Here is a 14485-nt window from a genome sequence, read left to right on the forward strand (position 1 = left end):
AGGCGAAGATGCTCACGCCGGTGGAAAAAGCCCTCTTTATCCTGGCCTTCCTGGCCAGCGCCTACTACAGCGGCCTGGGGTTTTATCGCATCTACCTGGCCTGGCGCCGGGGCAAGCCGGAGGACCGCTTCGACCGGCTGCCCGAGCGCATCGGGCGCGCCCTTTGGCTGGTCGTGACCCAGCAGACCGTCTTTAAGCGGCGGCCGCTGGTCTCGTTCTTTCACGCGCTGGTCTTCTACGGCTTCATCTACTACATCCTGGTCAACCTGGTGGACGTCCTCGAGGGCCTCTTTCCCTTCCAGGCCCGGGGCGGCGCCTGGGACCTCTTTAACCTCCTCGCTGACCTCTTCACCGCCTCGGTGCTCGTCGGCATCGTGGCCTTGATGATCCGCCGCTTCGTGCTACGTCCCGCCGAGCTGACCTTCTCTCCCAAGGTGCCCCTGCACGAGAAGGTGCGCGCGGGCATCCCCAGGGATTCGGCGATCGTCGGGGCCTTCATCTTCTTCCACGTCTCCTCCCGGCTGCTCTCCAAGGCGTCGCTCCTCGCTCACGAGGGTCCGGACCCCGCGATGCCGGTGGCCAGCCTGGCGGCGGGGTTGATCCCGGCGGGGGCGGCGCCGGTCCTGGAGCACGTCTTCTGGTGGGGCGCGATCGGCTCGATCCTGGCCTTTTTCCCGTACTTCCCCCGCTCCAAGCACATCCACCTCTTCATCTCCGGGGTCAAGCTCACCTTCAACAAGGAACCCTGGGGCGCCCTGGACCCGATCGACTTCGAGGACGAGTCCGCCGAGTCCTTTGGCGTGGCCAAGCTCGAGGACTTCACCTGGCCCCGGCTCGTCGACCCCTACGCCTGCATCATGTGCAACCGCTGCCAGGAGGTCTGCCCCGCCTACACCACCGGCAAGGCCCTCTCCCCCTCGGCCCTGATCATCAACGAGCGCTACGAGCTCAACGACATCCTTCCCCAGTTCGCCGCGGGAGAGCCGAGCCCCCGCCCGCTGATGGAATTTGCGATCAACGACGAGGCGCTCTGGGCTTGCACCACCTGCATGGCCTGCATCGAGGTCTGCCCGGTGGGCAACGAGCAGATGCTGCACATCGTCGACCTCCGTCGCGAGCGGGTGCTGATGGAGGGCGACTTTCCCAGCGAGCTGCAAAACGCCTTCCGGGGCATGGAGCGCAGCGGCAACCCCTGGGGGCTCTCTCCGGAAAAGCGCATGGACTGGGCCGAGGGCCTGCCCTTCTCGGTGCCGACCGTCGCCGAGAACCCCAACCCCGACGTCCTCTACTGGGTGGGTTGCGCCGCCAGCTACGACCCCCGTGCCCAGAAGATCGCCCGGGCCATGGCCACCATCCTCGACGCCGCGGGGCTGAACTGGGCGGTGCTGGGCAAGGAGGAAAAGTGCACCGGGGACGCCGCCCGGCGTGCGGGGAACGAGTACCTCTTCTTTGCCTTGGCCACCGAGAACGTCGAGAAGCTGAACGCGGTCAGCCCCAAGGTCATCGTGACCACCTGCCCGCACTGCATGCACACCATCGGCAACGAGTACAAGGCCTTCGGCGGGGACTATGAGGTGGTGCACCACTCGGTCTTCGTCGAGCGGCTGATCGAGGAGGGGCGGTTGAAGGTCCCGGCCTTCTTTCAGGGCCAGGCCACCTTCCACGATCCCTGCTACCTCGGGCGCCACAACGGGGTCTACGACGCACCCCGGGACGTGGTCAGCGCGGTGGGCTTCAAGCTCGAGGACCCACCCCGGAGCCGGGAGCAGAGCTTTTGCTGCGGCGCCGGCGGGGCGCAGTTTTGGAAGGAGGAGGAGCCCGGCGAGGAGCGGGTCTCGGAGAACCGCTACCGCGAGCTCAAGGGTACCGGGGCCGAGCTGGTGGCCACCGCCTGTCCGTTTTGCATGCGCATGATCGAGGACGAGGCGGCCCGGGAGGAGGGCGGACCCGAGGTGAGGGACATCGCCGAGCTGATCGCCGAGGCCATCGAGCGGGACCGCCGGGAGCTCGGGGGGCTTTCCGCCTAAAACCCGAGCGCTTTTCTCGGATATAATGGAGCCATGAGCGAAGAGGCCAAGAACGCCACTGCCCAGGAGACCCAAGCTCCCGACCCCCAGGCGATCCTCGAGGCCCTGAAGGTTGTTAAGGACCCGGAGATCCCGGTGAACATCGTGGACCTGGGGTTGATCTACAACCTCCACGTCGAGCCCAGCGGCCAGGTGGACATCGAGATGACCCTGACCGCGATTGGCTGCCCGGTCCAAGACATGATCAAGGCCGACGTCGAGCTGGCCGCGATGCGCGTGCCCGGGGTGAAGAGCGTCAACGTGGACTTCGTCTGGAGCCCGCCCTGGACTCCGGCGCGGATGACCGAGGAGGGCAAGAAGCAGCTGCGCATGCTGGGCTTCAACGTTTGATCCGCGTTGCTGGGCGGCCCCGGCCTAGGCCGGGGCCGCCTCGATCGTGACCGTCGCCGTGGCCACCCCGTCCCCGGTGGGGCGGTCGGTGATCGCGATGACCTCGCCGGCCCTGGCGACGTTCGCCCGCCCCTCGAAGCCGAGGTCGTAGAGCGAGCCGGTGAGCATCGGGTTGAGCCCGTAGCGCAGGTGTTCCCGGCCTTCGAGCCGTTTTTGGAGCCCCTCGGCGAGCCAGACCTCGCCCTCGACCTTGTGGGGATCGCCGGACCAGGGGCCGTCCCAGGGCCGGGCGTTGGCCGAGGGCTGGACCAAGAGCCAGGCCCCGGCGGCGTCGGCGCGTTCGACCAAGGCCTCGTGAAAGGCGTCGAGGCAGACCAACGTGGCCAGCCGGCCGATTTGGGTTTGGATCACCTGTTCGCCCCAGCGGCCGGGGAGGATCAGGGCCCGGCGCTCGTCCGGGGTGAGGCGAAGCTTCTCCGGCCGCCCCAAGAGCGCCCCGCGCGGGGTGACCCAAAACCCCCAGTTGTGGGCGGTGGCGCTGGTCGCGTAGAGCCCCTTGACCGGTTCCTCGTCGAGCCGGGGCAAGAACGCGGTGCCGGCGAAGACGTAGGCCTTGTGGCGCCTGGCGGCCTCCTGCATCGCCGTGCGCCAGACCGGCCAGACCGCGGGGGCCCGCATCTTGTAAAGCCCCCAGGGGCCCTGCATCAGGCCCCGGGCCAAGCCCAGGGCGCGCGCCCAGGCCCAGGCTGCTTCGAGCGTCGTCCGCGCCCGCATGACCTCCCGGGGGGCCTCGAGCCAAAAGAGCAACGGCAGGGCGAAGAGCTCGGGGAAGGCCACCACCCGGGTCTCGGCTTCGCTGCCGGCGAGGGCGTCTTCCATCAGGGTCTCGACGCGGGTCGAGAAGGCCTTGGGGCTCGTGTAGCCTTCGGGAACGATCTCCGCTTGCACCGCCGCCAGTTGGACCAGCATCCCGCTCAGCTTACCCCGCGCTGCTTTACTTTTCTAAACCCGTATACTACACTCGGGTATCAGGGGCCAAGGCCCTGGGTAAACCACCATGGAGGGATGAGCATGCCACTTTTGGGAGAACAGGAACAGCAGATCGTTCGCGAGCGCTTGGGCAACCTGAGTCGCGACGTGGAGATCGTCCTCTTCACCGATAGCTCCAACGTCATCGCGCCGGGCAAGGAGCCTTGCATCTACTGCAAGGAGACCGAGCAGCTGCTCAAGGAGATCGAGCCGCTCTCGGACAAGGTGCACCTCGTGGTCTACGACCTGGCCAGCGAGGAGGGCAAGAAGCAGGCCGAGGCGATGAAGGTCGAGGCGGCGCCGACGATCATCCTGCGGGAGAAGGGCAGCGACGCGGTGAACATCCGCTACCGGGGCATTCCCGCGGGCTACGAGTTCGCCAGCCTGCTCGAGGACATCGAGATGATCGGCCGCGAGGGGCACGGCCTTCCCGAGGACGTGGTCAAGACCCTGAACGAGCTACCCCAGGAGGTCGTCCTGCAGGTCTTCGTGACCCCCACCTGCCCCTACTGCCCGCAGGCGGTGCGCACCGCCCACCGCTTCGCCTACGCCTCGCCGAAGGTCATGGGGGAGATGGTCGAGGCCCAGGAGTTCCCCTCGCTCGCGGACAAGTACCACATCCACGGCGTGCCCGACACCGTGGTCAACCACGGCGCCCAGCGCATCCTCGGCGCCCAGCCGGTCTCGGCCTTCCTGGACGCGATCAAGAAGGCGGTCGGGGCCACCGCCTAGTCAGGCGCGAATACGGCGCGGGGGTACCTACCCCCGCGCTTTGGTTTTTTGTAGCATCGGGGTATGCGAAGGCTTCCTTACTGGCTCTTCCTCCTCGCCTTGCTTTTATCCGCTTGCGGCGGCCGAGGCAACTTTCAAACCGTCTCCCCGGCGGACCTCAAGCAGCACCTCGACGACCCCAACGTGGTGATCGTGGACGTGCGCACCCCCGCCGAGTACGTCCAGGGCCACGTGCCTCGGGCGGTCAACCTCCCCCTGCAGGAGATCGAGGACTGGTACCAGGCCCTGCCCACGGACAAGGAGGTCTACCTCGTCTGTCGCAGCGGCCACCGCTCCCGGCAGGCGATGACCTTTTTGAAGGAGCACGGCTTCAAGGGGAAGGTCAAGAACATCGAGGGCGGCACGCTGGCCTGGGCCAGCGAGGGCTACCCCCTTTCGACCGCCCAGGAGGACCCCGCTAAGGTGCTCAAGCATGCCCCGAAGCGCCCGGAGGTCACGCTCCCCGATCTCACCCTGAGGCGCCTCGGGGGCGGTGAGGTGGCCCTTCGCCAGTTCAAGGGCCGGCCCCTGGTCATCAACCTCTGGGCCAGCTGGTGCCCGCCGTGCCGGGCGGAGATGCCGCTTTTGGCCGAGGCCCAGTCCCGTTATTCCGGGGTGACCTTCGTCTTCGTCAACCAGGGCGAGGACGAGGGTACGATCCGCAAGTTCCTCGACGAAAAGGGGTTGGTGCTCGAGTGGGTGCTCTTGGACCCGGACTCGGCGACTTCCCGTCTGTTGCGGGCCAACGGTCTGCCCACGACCTTCTTCTTCGACGCCAAGGGCCGCCTCGTCGCTCGCCACCCCGGCCAGCTGATCAAGGGCCTCTTGGAGAACTACATGCTTAAACTGACCCAATGAACCTCCTCCGCCACCCCTTTCCTTCCGGGCGCCGGGTGGTGATGGGCGCGCGCGCGGCGCTGGCCACCACCCAGCCCCTGGCGGTCGCCGCCGGTGTCGAGGTGATGCTCGCCGGGGGCAACGCGGTCGACGCGGCGGTAGCGATGGCCGCGGCCTTGACCGTGGTCGAGCCCACGGCCAACGGCATCGGGGGCGACGCGTTTGCGATCGTGCGCCAGGGCGACCGCCTCTTCGGGTTGAACGCCTCGGGGAAGAGCCCGCGGGGACTGGATCCAGGCCCCTACCTCGAGGCCGGGAGGCTGCCGCGCTTTGGCTGGGCGCCGGTCACCGTGCCCGGGGCGGTCTCGGCCTGGGGAGCGTTGCTCGAGCGTTTTGGCCGCCTTTCCCTGGACCGCGTTTTGGCCCCCGCGGTCCGGCTCGCGGAGGAGGGGTTCCCCGTGAGCCCCGAGGTGGCCCGCGTCTGGGCGCGCGCGGCGCGGGTGTACCTGGCGCTCGAGGGCGAGGCCCACGCCGCGTTCAAGGCCCGCTTCTTCCCCAAAGGCCGGGCGCCCCGGGCGGGGGAGCGCTTCAAAAGCCCGGAGCACGCCGCGACGTTGCGCCGCCTCGCCGAGGCCGGCTAGCGGGATTTTTACCAGGGGGCGCTCGCCGAGCGCATCGTTCAGCATGCCCGCGCCACCGGGGGGTGGCTCTCCGCCGAGGACCTCGCCGAACACGCGCCCCTTTGGGTGGATCCGATCTCGACCGACTACCGGGGCGCAAGGGTCTATGAGCTGCCCCCCAACGGCCAGGGGATCGCCGCGCTCTTGGCGCTGAACCTCCTCGAGCCCTTCGACCTCATGCAGTTGCCGCAGGAACGGCGCCTCCACGTCATGGTCGAGGCGATGAAGCTGGCCTTCGCCGACGCCTTTGCGAACGTGGCCGACCCCGACGCCAAGACGCCTTGGTCCCGGTTGCTCGACAAGGCCTACGCCCGCGCCCGGGTCGAGGCGATCGGGGAGCGGGCGATGCCCTGGCCCGAGCCGGGGATTCGCCCCGGGGGCACGGTCTATTTGGCGGCGATGGATCGCGAGTTCGGGGTGAGCTTCATCCAGTCCAACTACATGGGCTTTGGCGCGGGCATCCTGGTCCCTGGAACCGGGATCAGCCTGCACAACCGGGGGCAGAACTTCAGCCTCACCCCGGGCCACCCCAACGTCCTGGCCCCGGGGAAGCGCCCCTATCACACGATTATCCCCGGCTACCTGGAGCTCGCGGACGGCGCCCACGGCCCCTTTGGGGTGATGGGCGGGTTCATGCAGCCGCAGGGGCACCTCCAGGTGGTGCACCAGCTCGTCGACGCCGGACACAACCCTCAGGCCGCGCTCGATGCCCCGCGCTGGCAGGTGGTCTGGGAACAGGGGCTGGTCCTGGAGGCGGGCCTTCCCCGGGACGTCGCGGTCGCCCTCGCCGACCGCGGCCACGAGGTACGCATGAGCGCCGACTACGGCCTCTTTGGCCGCGGCCAGGTCATCCTTCGGATCGGCGAGGCCTTCGTCGCCGGCAGCGAGCCCCGTGCCGACGGGCTGGCCTTTGCCCTTTAGGTCTGCTATACTCGTCCTCGGCCGCGGGCCGGGATGGCGGAATTGGTAGACGCGGCAGACTCAAAATCTGCTGGGCGATGAGCCCGTGCGGGTTCGAGTCCCGCTCCCGGCACCAAAGAAACGGCGCGTTGAGGAGGCGGACGTGGACTTCATTCAGCTGCTCTTGCTACTCATCTACGTGGTCATCGCGATCGGGCTGATCTGGGTCGTGGTGCTGCAGGAACCCAAGACCGGGGGCGGCGACATCTTCGGCGGTGGGGCGACGGACCTCTTCGCCGCCCGCGGGCTCACCGGCGGGCTCTACCGCATCACCATTTATTTGGGTCTGGGCTTCATGTTCTTGGCGCTGCTCATCGGTGCGCGCCAGCTCTAGCGGAGAAAGACGATCGGGGCGCCGCGTGATGCGGCGCCCGCTTTTTCGTTGACGCGGCGCTTTCTCTTGGGTAGGCTAGGGGCAACGCCCAGGATGAGCCTGCGAAAAACTCAGCACGGCCAGGGCGTGTTTTTGGAGGAGGTTACGTATGAGAAAGCACATCTGGGTATTGGCTGCGATCGCGTTCGCCTCGTTGAGCCTCGCGCAGACCTTCGTCTGGCCTTCGAAGTGGACCACCGCGAAGCCGGGCGAGGCCAAGTCGGGCGGGACCTTCGTCGAGGCCACGATCAGCGACTTCCGCACCATGAACCCCTTCATCACCGCGGAGGCCACCAACATCCCCGACCTGATGAACCCCTACGGCCTCGTCATGCGGGACCCCACCACCGGGGAGTGGATTCCTTACATGGCCACCTCCTGGGAGATCAGCAAGGATCAGACCGAGATCACCTTCAAGATCCGCAAGGGGATGAAGTGGTCGGACGGCCAGCCGATCACCGCCGATGACTGGGTTACCACCTACAAGATCCACATGGACCCGGACGTGGGCTCCAACAGCCGCGACTCCTTCTTCATCGGCGACAAGCCGATCGTCGTGGAGAAGATCGACGACTACACCCTGAAGTTCATCTACCCGAAGCCCGACGCCGAGGCCTTCTCGATCGCCAGCTTCGTTCCCTGGCCGGCGCACATCTTCGGCCCGGTCTACGCGGAGAAGGGCGCCGAGGGCATCAAGGGGATGTGGGGCCTGAGCGAGGATCCCAAGAACATCGTCAGCGGTGGCCCCTTCGTGGTCGAGTCCTACCGCCAGGGCGAGCGCGTGATCTTGAAGCGCAACCCCTACTGGGGTGAGTGGAACAAGGACGAGGCGGGCAACCCGCTGCCCTACCTCGAGCGCCGCCAGATGAACATCGTCCCCGACGTCAACGCCGAGCTCGCGGCCTTCCTGGTGGGTAAGATCGACGTCTTCAACCCCGCGACCGTCGAGCAGATCGCTCAGGTCAAGAAGGCGATCAACGCCGGGAACCTCGACGCGACCCTGAAGGTCAACGCCTCGCCGATCGCCTCCAGCCAGTTCATGGTCTTCAACTGGAACAAGAAGTCCGATCCCTTCAAGGAGGCTCTCTTCCGCTCGGACAAGTTCCGCAAGGCAATGAGCCACCTGATGAACCGTCCGGCGATCGTGGACGTCGTCTACGGCGGCCTGGGCACCCCCACCTACGGCTCGGTCTACCCGGTGCTCAAGCAGTGGATTAATCCCGACGCGCCAAAGTTTACCTACGACCCCGAAAAGGCCAAGAAGCTCCTCGCCGAGCTGGGCTTTACCAAAAAGGACAGCGAGGGCTACCTGGTCGACAACAAGGGGCGGCGCATCGAGTTCAACCTCTCCACCAACGCGGGCAACGCCCAGCGTGAGCAGATCGCCAAGATCTTCGTCGACGAAGCCAAGAAGGTCGGCGTGAAGGTCAACTTCCGCCCCATCGACTTCAACACCCTCGTCGGTCAGCTTCTGGCCAAGGGCGACGATCGTCCCTTCGACGCGATCATCATCGGGTTGACCGGCGGTGGTCTGGACTGGCCGTTCGGCTCCAACGTGGTTCCCTGTAAGGGCAACCTGCACCTTTGGAACCGCTCCGGCACCTGCCTCGACGCGCGCGAGACCCTGATGGAGAAGTACTACTACCAGGGCCGCACCACCCTCGACTTCAAGGAGCGGGTCAAGATCGGCTACCGCATCCAGGAGATCGAGGGCGACCTGCAGCCGCTGGTCTACATCGCCGGGCCCAACTACCACGTCGCCTGGAACAACCGCCTCGGCGGCTTCCACCCGGACGAGATCATCTCCTCGATCTGGGGGGCCTACGAGGTGCCCTTGCTCTTCGTGAAGAAGTAGCCCATTCGCCCCGGGCCAAGGCCCGGGGCGCCCTTTCCTTTTTCTTTGACTCGGTGTAGAGTTTGCCTTGAAAAGCGGTCGATCCCGGGGTCCCCCCGGGATTTTCGTGGAGAGCCGACGTGACGACCTACCTGATCCGCCGCACCCTCTACCTGATTCCCACCTTTTTGGGCGCGACCTTCCTCGCCTTCATGGTGCTTCAGGCCGTGCCCGGGGACTTTTTGACCCAGCTTTCCCTGGACCCCAAGATCCGGCCGGAGACGATCGAGTACATGCGGCACCTCTTTGGCCTCGACAAGCCGGTGCTGGTGCAGTACCTGATCTGGTTGAAGAACCTGTTCAACGGGGACCTCGGTTATTCGTTCATGTACCAGCAGCCGGTCGTGGAGGTCATCCTGCCCAGGATTGAAAACTCCCTCGTTCTGGTCGGGCTGGGGGTGCTCTTCCTCTATCTCCTCGGGATTCCCATCGGGATCTACCAAGCGGTCAGGCCCTACACCCTGGGTGACTACGTGGTGAGCTTCCTCGCCTACTTCGGCATCGCCATCCCCAACTTCTTCTTCATGCTGGTGTTGATCTTCCTCCTGGTCAAGATCAAGTTTGCGTTCGGCTGGACCCCCTTTCCCATCGGAGGGATGACCAGCCAGGGCTTCGAGCAGTTTTCGACCTGGCGAAAGATCCTCGACGTCCTCTGGCACGCGGCCCTACCGGCCTTCGTGGTGGTCACCGCGGACATGTCCGGGATGACCCGTTACATGCGGGCGCTGGTGCTCGAGGTCCTGGGGCAGGACTACATCCGCACCGCCCGGGCGAAGGGACTCCCAGAGCGCGTGGTCCTTTACAAGCACGCGCTGCGCAACGCGATCATCCCGGTCATCGCCACGATCGGCGGGCTGCTCCCGGGGCTCATCGGAGGGGCCGGCCTGGTCGAGGTGGTCTCCGGCTGGCCGGGGATGACCCCGCTTTTGCTCGACGCCCTCAACCGCCAGGACCTCTACGTGAACGCCGGCATCATCGCCCTCTCAACCTTGCTCTTGATCATCGGCAACATCATCGGAGACGTCCTCTTGGCCATCGTCGACCCGAGGATTCGCTATGGCTGAACCCACCGCGAACCAAGCCCGGATGAAGTCCGCTTCCAGGCTGGCCTGGGAGCAGTTTAAAAAGCACCGGCTGGCCCTGATCGGCGGGGGGATCCTCGTCGTCCTCTACTTCGTGGCCGCGTTTGCCGGGTTTTTTAGCCCTTACGATCCCAACTTCTATACCCTCTCGCCCAGCTACCGCTATGCCCCGCCGACCCCCATCCACGTCCGCGATCCCGAGACCGGTCGGCTGACCCACCCCTTCGTTTGCGCGACCGAGAAGACCTTGGACCTCGACACGTTTTTGGAAAAGTACGTCGAGGATTGCGGCAAGCGTTTTTCCATCCATCTCTTCGTGCGCACCCCCGACCAGCCCTATACGATCTTCAAGGTGTTCAAAAGCGACATCCGCCTGTTTGGGCTGGATGCCGCGGCCACCCAGGCCGGGGCCCGGCTCTTTTTGATTGGCGCGGACAACTTCGGCCGCGACCTCTGGAGCCGTCTGGTCTACGGCGGGCAGGTCTCGCTGACCATCGGCATCCTTTCGGTGATCATCGCGATGATCATCGGTTTGATCATGGGTGGCCTCTCGGGTTTTTACCAAGGAAGCAGGATCCATTTGAGCCTTCCGCTCTTGCGCGTAGCGAGCTGGGCCCACGCGCGGACGCCCGTTCGAAGGGTGGCCAAGGTCGTTTGGGGGATCGCCGTCGCGTTGCTCTGGGTGGGCCTGGCCTACGGGCTCTTCCTCGGGCTCACCACCCTTTGGAACAGCACCGACCGACTGGACTTCGGCACGCTTGTGGTTTCGTTGCTGCTCATCCTGGCCATCCTGGGGAGCCTGGCCGCCGCGTTCGTGGTGCCTGTCCAGCTGGACCCGGACGACGTGGTGATGCGCCTCGTGGAGATCCTGGCGGCGATCCCCGGGTTGTTCTTGCTGATCACCCTGCGCAGCATCTTTCCCAGCGACATCGACCCTTTGATGACCTTCTACATCGTGGTCGGGGTGCTGAGTCTGATCGGTTGGGGCGGGCTAGCCCGGACGATCCGGGGGATGGTGCTCTCGCTTCGGGAGATGGACTACGTCACCGCAGCCAGGGCCCTCGGCGTGTCCAACTTCTCGATCATCCTCAAGCACCTCCTCCCGGCGACCGCGAGCTACACCATCGTCTACGCCTCGATCGCGATCCCGAGCTTCATCCTGGCCGAGTCCGGGCTCTCGTTCATCGGGTTTGGCATCACCGAGCCCTACACCTCCTGGGGACTGCTCTTGAAGGCCGCCCAGGATGGTGGGTTCGCCTCGTTTGCCGACCGGCCCTGGGTGCTTGCGCCCGGGGTGATGATCTTCATCGCCGTCTTGGCCTGGAACTTCGTCGGGGATGGCTTGCGCGACGCATTTGATCCGCGCCGCCGCCGTTAGGGTATAACCATGGGGGAGATTTGATGGACGCGAACCGGCTTTTAGAAGTTGACAACTTGAAGGTCCACTTCTTCACCGACGAGGGCGTGGTGAAGGCGGTGGACGGCGTTTCCTTCCACATCGACAAGGGGGAGACGCTGGCGGTCGTCGGCGAGTCTGGCTCCGGGAAGTCGGTGACCTCGCTGGCGATCATGCGCCTGATCCCCAGCCCGCCGGGGAAGATCGTCGATGGTGAGATCCGCTTTCGGGGCAAGGACGGGCAGGTGAAGAACCTCGTCAAGCTCTCCGAAGCGGAGATGCGGCGCATTCGCGGGAACGACGTCGCGATGATCTTCCAAGAGCCAATGACCAGCCTGAACCCGGTCTACACGATCGGCGATCAGATCGCCGAGGCGATCATGCTGCACCAGGGCAAGCGCAAGAAGGAGGCCCTGGAGATGGCCGCGGAGATGCTCGAGTTGGTGGGCATCCCGGAGCCCAAAAAACGGCTTGCCAACTACCCTCATCAGATGTCCGGGGGGATGCGCCAGCGGGTGATGATCGCGATGGCCCTCTCCTGCAACCCCAGCCTGCTCATCGCCGACGAGCCGACCACCGCGCTGGACGTTACGATCCAGGCGCAGATCCTGGAGCTGATCAAGCAGCTCCAGGAGGAGATTGGCATGAGCGTGCTCTTCATCACCCACAACCTGGGGGTGGTGGCGGAGATCGCCGACCGGGTCGTGGTGATGTACGCCGGACGCGCGGTGGAGGAGACGGACGTGGTGCCGACCTTCAAGAATCCGCTCCACCCTTACACGATGGGGCTCTTGAACTCGGTGCCCCGGGTGGACCGGGCGGCGGAGAAACAGGAGCGGCTCGAGGCCATCCCCGGCAACGTCCCCAACCCGCTCTTCCTCCCCCCCGGCTGCGCCTTCCACCCCCGCTGCCGTTGGTACGAGGCGGGGCGCTGTGACGCCGAGATCCCCCAGCTCGAGGACGCCGGAGACGGTCACATGGTGCGCTGCTTCCGTTGGCGTGAGATCCAGGAGGAACTCCGATGAGCGAGGCGTTGCTCAGGGTCGAGCACCTCAAGACCTGGTTTCCCATTCGCGGTGGCGTGCTGTCTCGCACCGTGGGCCACGTCAAAGCGGTCAACGACGTGAGCTTTGAGATCAAAAAAGGCGAGGTTCTGGGGCTCGTCGGCGAGTCCGGCTCCGGCAAGACCACGGTCGGGCGCACCATCCTGCGTCTGGTCGAGCCCACCGACGGCGACGTCTACTTCGAGGACGCGAACATCGCCAAGCTCCCCCGGGGTTCGATGCGGCCGTTTAGGCGGCGCATGCAGATCATCTTTCAGGACCCCTTCGCCTCGCTGAACCCGCGGATGACGGTGGGGGACATCATCGGCGAGCCGCTGGTGATCCACAAGCTGGTGAAGAACGCCAAGGAGCGGGTGGAGCGGGTGGCCGAGCTCTTGAAGCTGGTGGGGCTTTCCCCGGACCACATGCGCCGCTACCCCCACGAGTTCTCCGGCGGGCAGCGCCAGCGCATCGGGATCGCCCGCGCGCTGGCGGTGAACCCCGACTTCATCGTGGCCGACGAGCCGGTCTCCGCGCTCGACGTCTCGATTCAGGCGCAGGTGGTCAACCTCCTCCAGGACCTCAAGGAGGAGCTGGGGCTGACCCTGCTCTTCATCGCCCACGACCTCGCGGTCGTCGAGTACATCTCCGATCGGGTGGCGGTGATGTACCTGGGCAAGCTCATGGAGATCGCCCCGGCGCGGGAGCTCTACGAAAACCCCCAGCACCCCTACACCGAGGCCCTACTCTCGGCGGTGCCGATCCCCGATCCCACGATCAAGCGTGAGCGCATCGTGCTGGAGGGGGACATCCCGAGCCCCATCAACCCGCCCTCTGGGTGCGTCTTCCGCACCCGCTGCCGCTACGCGATTCCTGAGTGCGCCGAAACCGTCCCCGAGTTGCGGGAGGTCGCGCCCGGCCATTACAAGGCCTGCATCCGCGACGACATCTTCTAGCCGGGGCGCCCCCTTCCCTTGATAGGATGGGGCATGAAGCGGGTTTGGCCGGTGCTCCTTTCGCTGATCGCGGGGCTCGCCCTGGGGCTCGATCTGACGCTCTATGAACCATTTGGCGAGGTCAGCGTTCCGGTGCGCCTCGAGCACGGGGTGTTGATCTGGCAGCCCAGCGAACGCGTGGCAAAGACCCTGATCGAGGACCTGGTCTGGGTAAGCGGGGTGACCCCCCGGCGCCGGGTCTGGCGCAAAGGGGTTTTGCGCGTCGAGGCCGACGGGGAGCGAGGAACGCTTCACTACCTCACCCGGGGGCTCAAGGGACGGGTGGCCTACCGGCTCTTTTTGCCCGAGGGCCGCTTTGCCGCCTGGTTGGGGGTGGAGAACGCCCTCGACGAGACGCTGAGGCTGGACCGCTTGGTCTTCGTCTCCGGGGAGGTACCGCTTTTGGAGGAGGCGCGTTCGACCGCGCTCCGGGCCAAGGTCGCCGCCCCAGCGGAGCGCCGGGGCGGGGTCACCCGTTACGCGCTGACCGGCCCGATCACCCTGGAGCCGGACCGCACCGAGCTCCCCCTGTTCCAGGGACCGGTGCATCCTAGGCTGATCTGGCGCTACGACGGGGGCTTTCAAAGTGGAAGCGCGTTTGCGTTGAACCGGGCGTATCGCCTGACCGCGCCCATCGACCTGAGCCCGGGGCCGCTCGACGTCTTTTACGGAGGCTCCTTCCTGGGCCGGGTCGCGGTGCCGAGGACCCCGGAGGGCGCACCGGTGGCGCCGGTCCTTGGGCAGGCCAGCCAGGCCAAGGTCGAGCGGCAAGTGGCGGTGCTCGCCGAGACCGCGGACCGGCGCCGCTACCGGGTCACCACCCGGGTCACGAATCGCGGCCAAGAGGCGGCCCGGGTCGAGATCACCGAGCGCTTCGCCGCCAAGGGGGTGGCGCTCGCGCTCTCGGAGGGCGAGCGCGTGGCCGGGGGCTACCGGGTGACGTTCGACCTGGCGCCGGGGGAGACCCACAGCTACCTTTACGAGGTCGAGCTCACCTTGCGGTAGCAT

At 66.2% G+C, this 14485-nt stretch carries 12 protein-coding genes, 1 tRNA gene and 1 pseudogene; 13 read left to right on the forward strand and 1 reads right to left on the reverse strand.

Translation table 11 applies throughout. The features are described from left to right. Positions 1-8 precede the first annotated feature (8 nt). Entirely contained in the window at positions 9-2027 is a 2019-nt protein-coding gene (locus ACZ48Y_RS01645) for a (Fe-S)-binding protein (RefSeq protein ID WP_464741523.1), read from the forward strand. A gap of 33 nt (positions 2028-2060) precedes the next feature. Then, entirely contained in the window at positions 2061-2417 is a 357-nt protein-coding gene (locus tag ACZ48Y_RS01650) for a metal-sulfur cluster assembly factor (protein ID WP_464741525.1), read from the forward strand. Positions 2418-2441: 24 nt separating this feature from the next. On the opposite strand, the gene ACZ48Y_RS01655 is transcribed toward ACZ48Y_RS01650, so the two are convergent. Next, positions 2442-3386, reverse strand: a complete 945-nt coding sequence (locus ACZ48Y_RS01655) for a nitrilase-related carbon-nitrogen hydrolase (protein ID WP_464741527.1) — start codon at positions 3384-3386, stop codon at positions 2442-2444. A 102-nt stretch (positions 3387-3488) separates the two neighbouring features. Here ACZ48Y_RS01655 and pdo point away from each other — a divergent pair, with 102 nt between their 5' ends. The 11 genes and pseudogenes from pdo (at position 3489) to ACZ48Y_RS01710 (ending at position 14482) form a co-directional block, all read left to right on the forward strand. Continuing rightward, the gene (gene pdo / locus ACZ48Y_RS01660; RefSeq protein ID WP_464741529.1) at positions 3489-4178 is read left to right on the forward strand and encodes a protein disulfide oxidoreductase; all 690 of its coding nucleotides are present in this window, start codon (positions 3489-3491) and stop codon (positions 4176-4178) included. Positions 4179-4241: 63 nt separating this feature from the next. Then, complete coding sequence (locus tag ACZ48Y_RS01665; protein WP_464741531.1) at positions 4242-5075, forward strand: rhodanese-like domain-containing protein; 834 nt, start codon at positions 4242-4244, stop codon at positions 5073-5075. After that, a pseudogene (locus ACZ48Y_RS01670) lies at positions 5072-6655 on the forward strand (gamma-glutamyltransferase family protein). Before ACZ48Y_RS01665 ends, ACZ48Y_RS01670 begins: the two are co-directional and overlap by 4 nt. 27 nt (positions 6656-6682) lie before the next feature. Beyond that, positions 6683-6770: transfer RNA gene (locus ACZ48Y_RS01675), tRNA-Leu, on the forward strand. 27 nt (positions 6771-6797) lie between these two features. After that, complete coding sequence (gene secG, locus ACZ48Y_RS01680; protein ID WP_464741533.1) at positions 6798-7028, forward strand: preprotein translocase subunit SecG; 231 nt, start codon at positions 6798-6800, stop codon at positions 7026-7028. Between the two features lie 148 nt (positions 7029-7176). Beyond that, complete coding sequence (locus tag ACZ48Y_RS01685) at positions 7177-8922, forward strand: ABC transporter substrate-binding protein (RefSeq protein ID WP_464741535.1); 1746 nt, start codon at positions 7177-7179, stop codon at positions 8920-8922. 119 nt (positions 8923-9041) lie between these two features. Next, positions 9042-10025 carry an ABC transporter permease gene (locus tag ACZ48Y_RS01690; RefSeq protein ID WP_464741537.1) on the forward strand — a complete coding sequence of 328 codons (984 nt, stop codon included), beginning with the start codon at positions 9042-9044 and terminating at the stop codon, positions 10023-10025. After that, on the forward strand, positions 10018-11421 hold the full coding sequence (locus ACZ48Y_RS01695; RefSeq protein WP_464741539.1) for an ABC transporter permease: 1404 nt from the start codon (positions 10018-10020) through the stop codon (positions 11419-11421). The genes ACZ48Y_RS01690 and ACZ48Y_RS01695 overlap by 8 nt, the downstream gene beginning before the upstream one ends. Before the next feature lie 23 nt (positions 11422-11444). Then, complete coding sequence (locus ACZ48Y_RS01700) at positions 11445-12464, forward strand: ABC transporter ATP-binding protein (RefSeq protein WP_464741541.1); 1020 nt, start codon at positions 11445-11447, stop codon at positions 12462-12464. After that, positions 12461-13438, forward strand: a complete 978-nt coding sequence (locus ACZ48Y_RS01705; RefSeq protein WP_464741543.1) for an ABC transporter ATP-binding protein — start codon at positions 12461-12463, stop codon at positions 13436-13438. Before ACZ48Y_RS01700 ends, ACZ48Y_RS01705 begins: the two co-directional genes overlap by 4 nt. Before the next feature lie 33 nt (positions 13439-13471). Next, the gene (locus ACZ48Y_RS01710) at positions 13472-14482 is read left to right on the forward strand and encodes a hypothetical protein (protein WP_464741545.1); all 1011 of its coding nucleotides are present in this window, start codon (positions 13472-13474) and stop codon (positions 14480-14482) included. Positions 14483-14485: the final 3 nt, after the last annotated feature.

This window comes from Rhabdothermus arcticus, assembly GCF_055382915.1.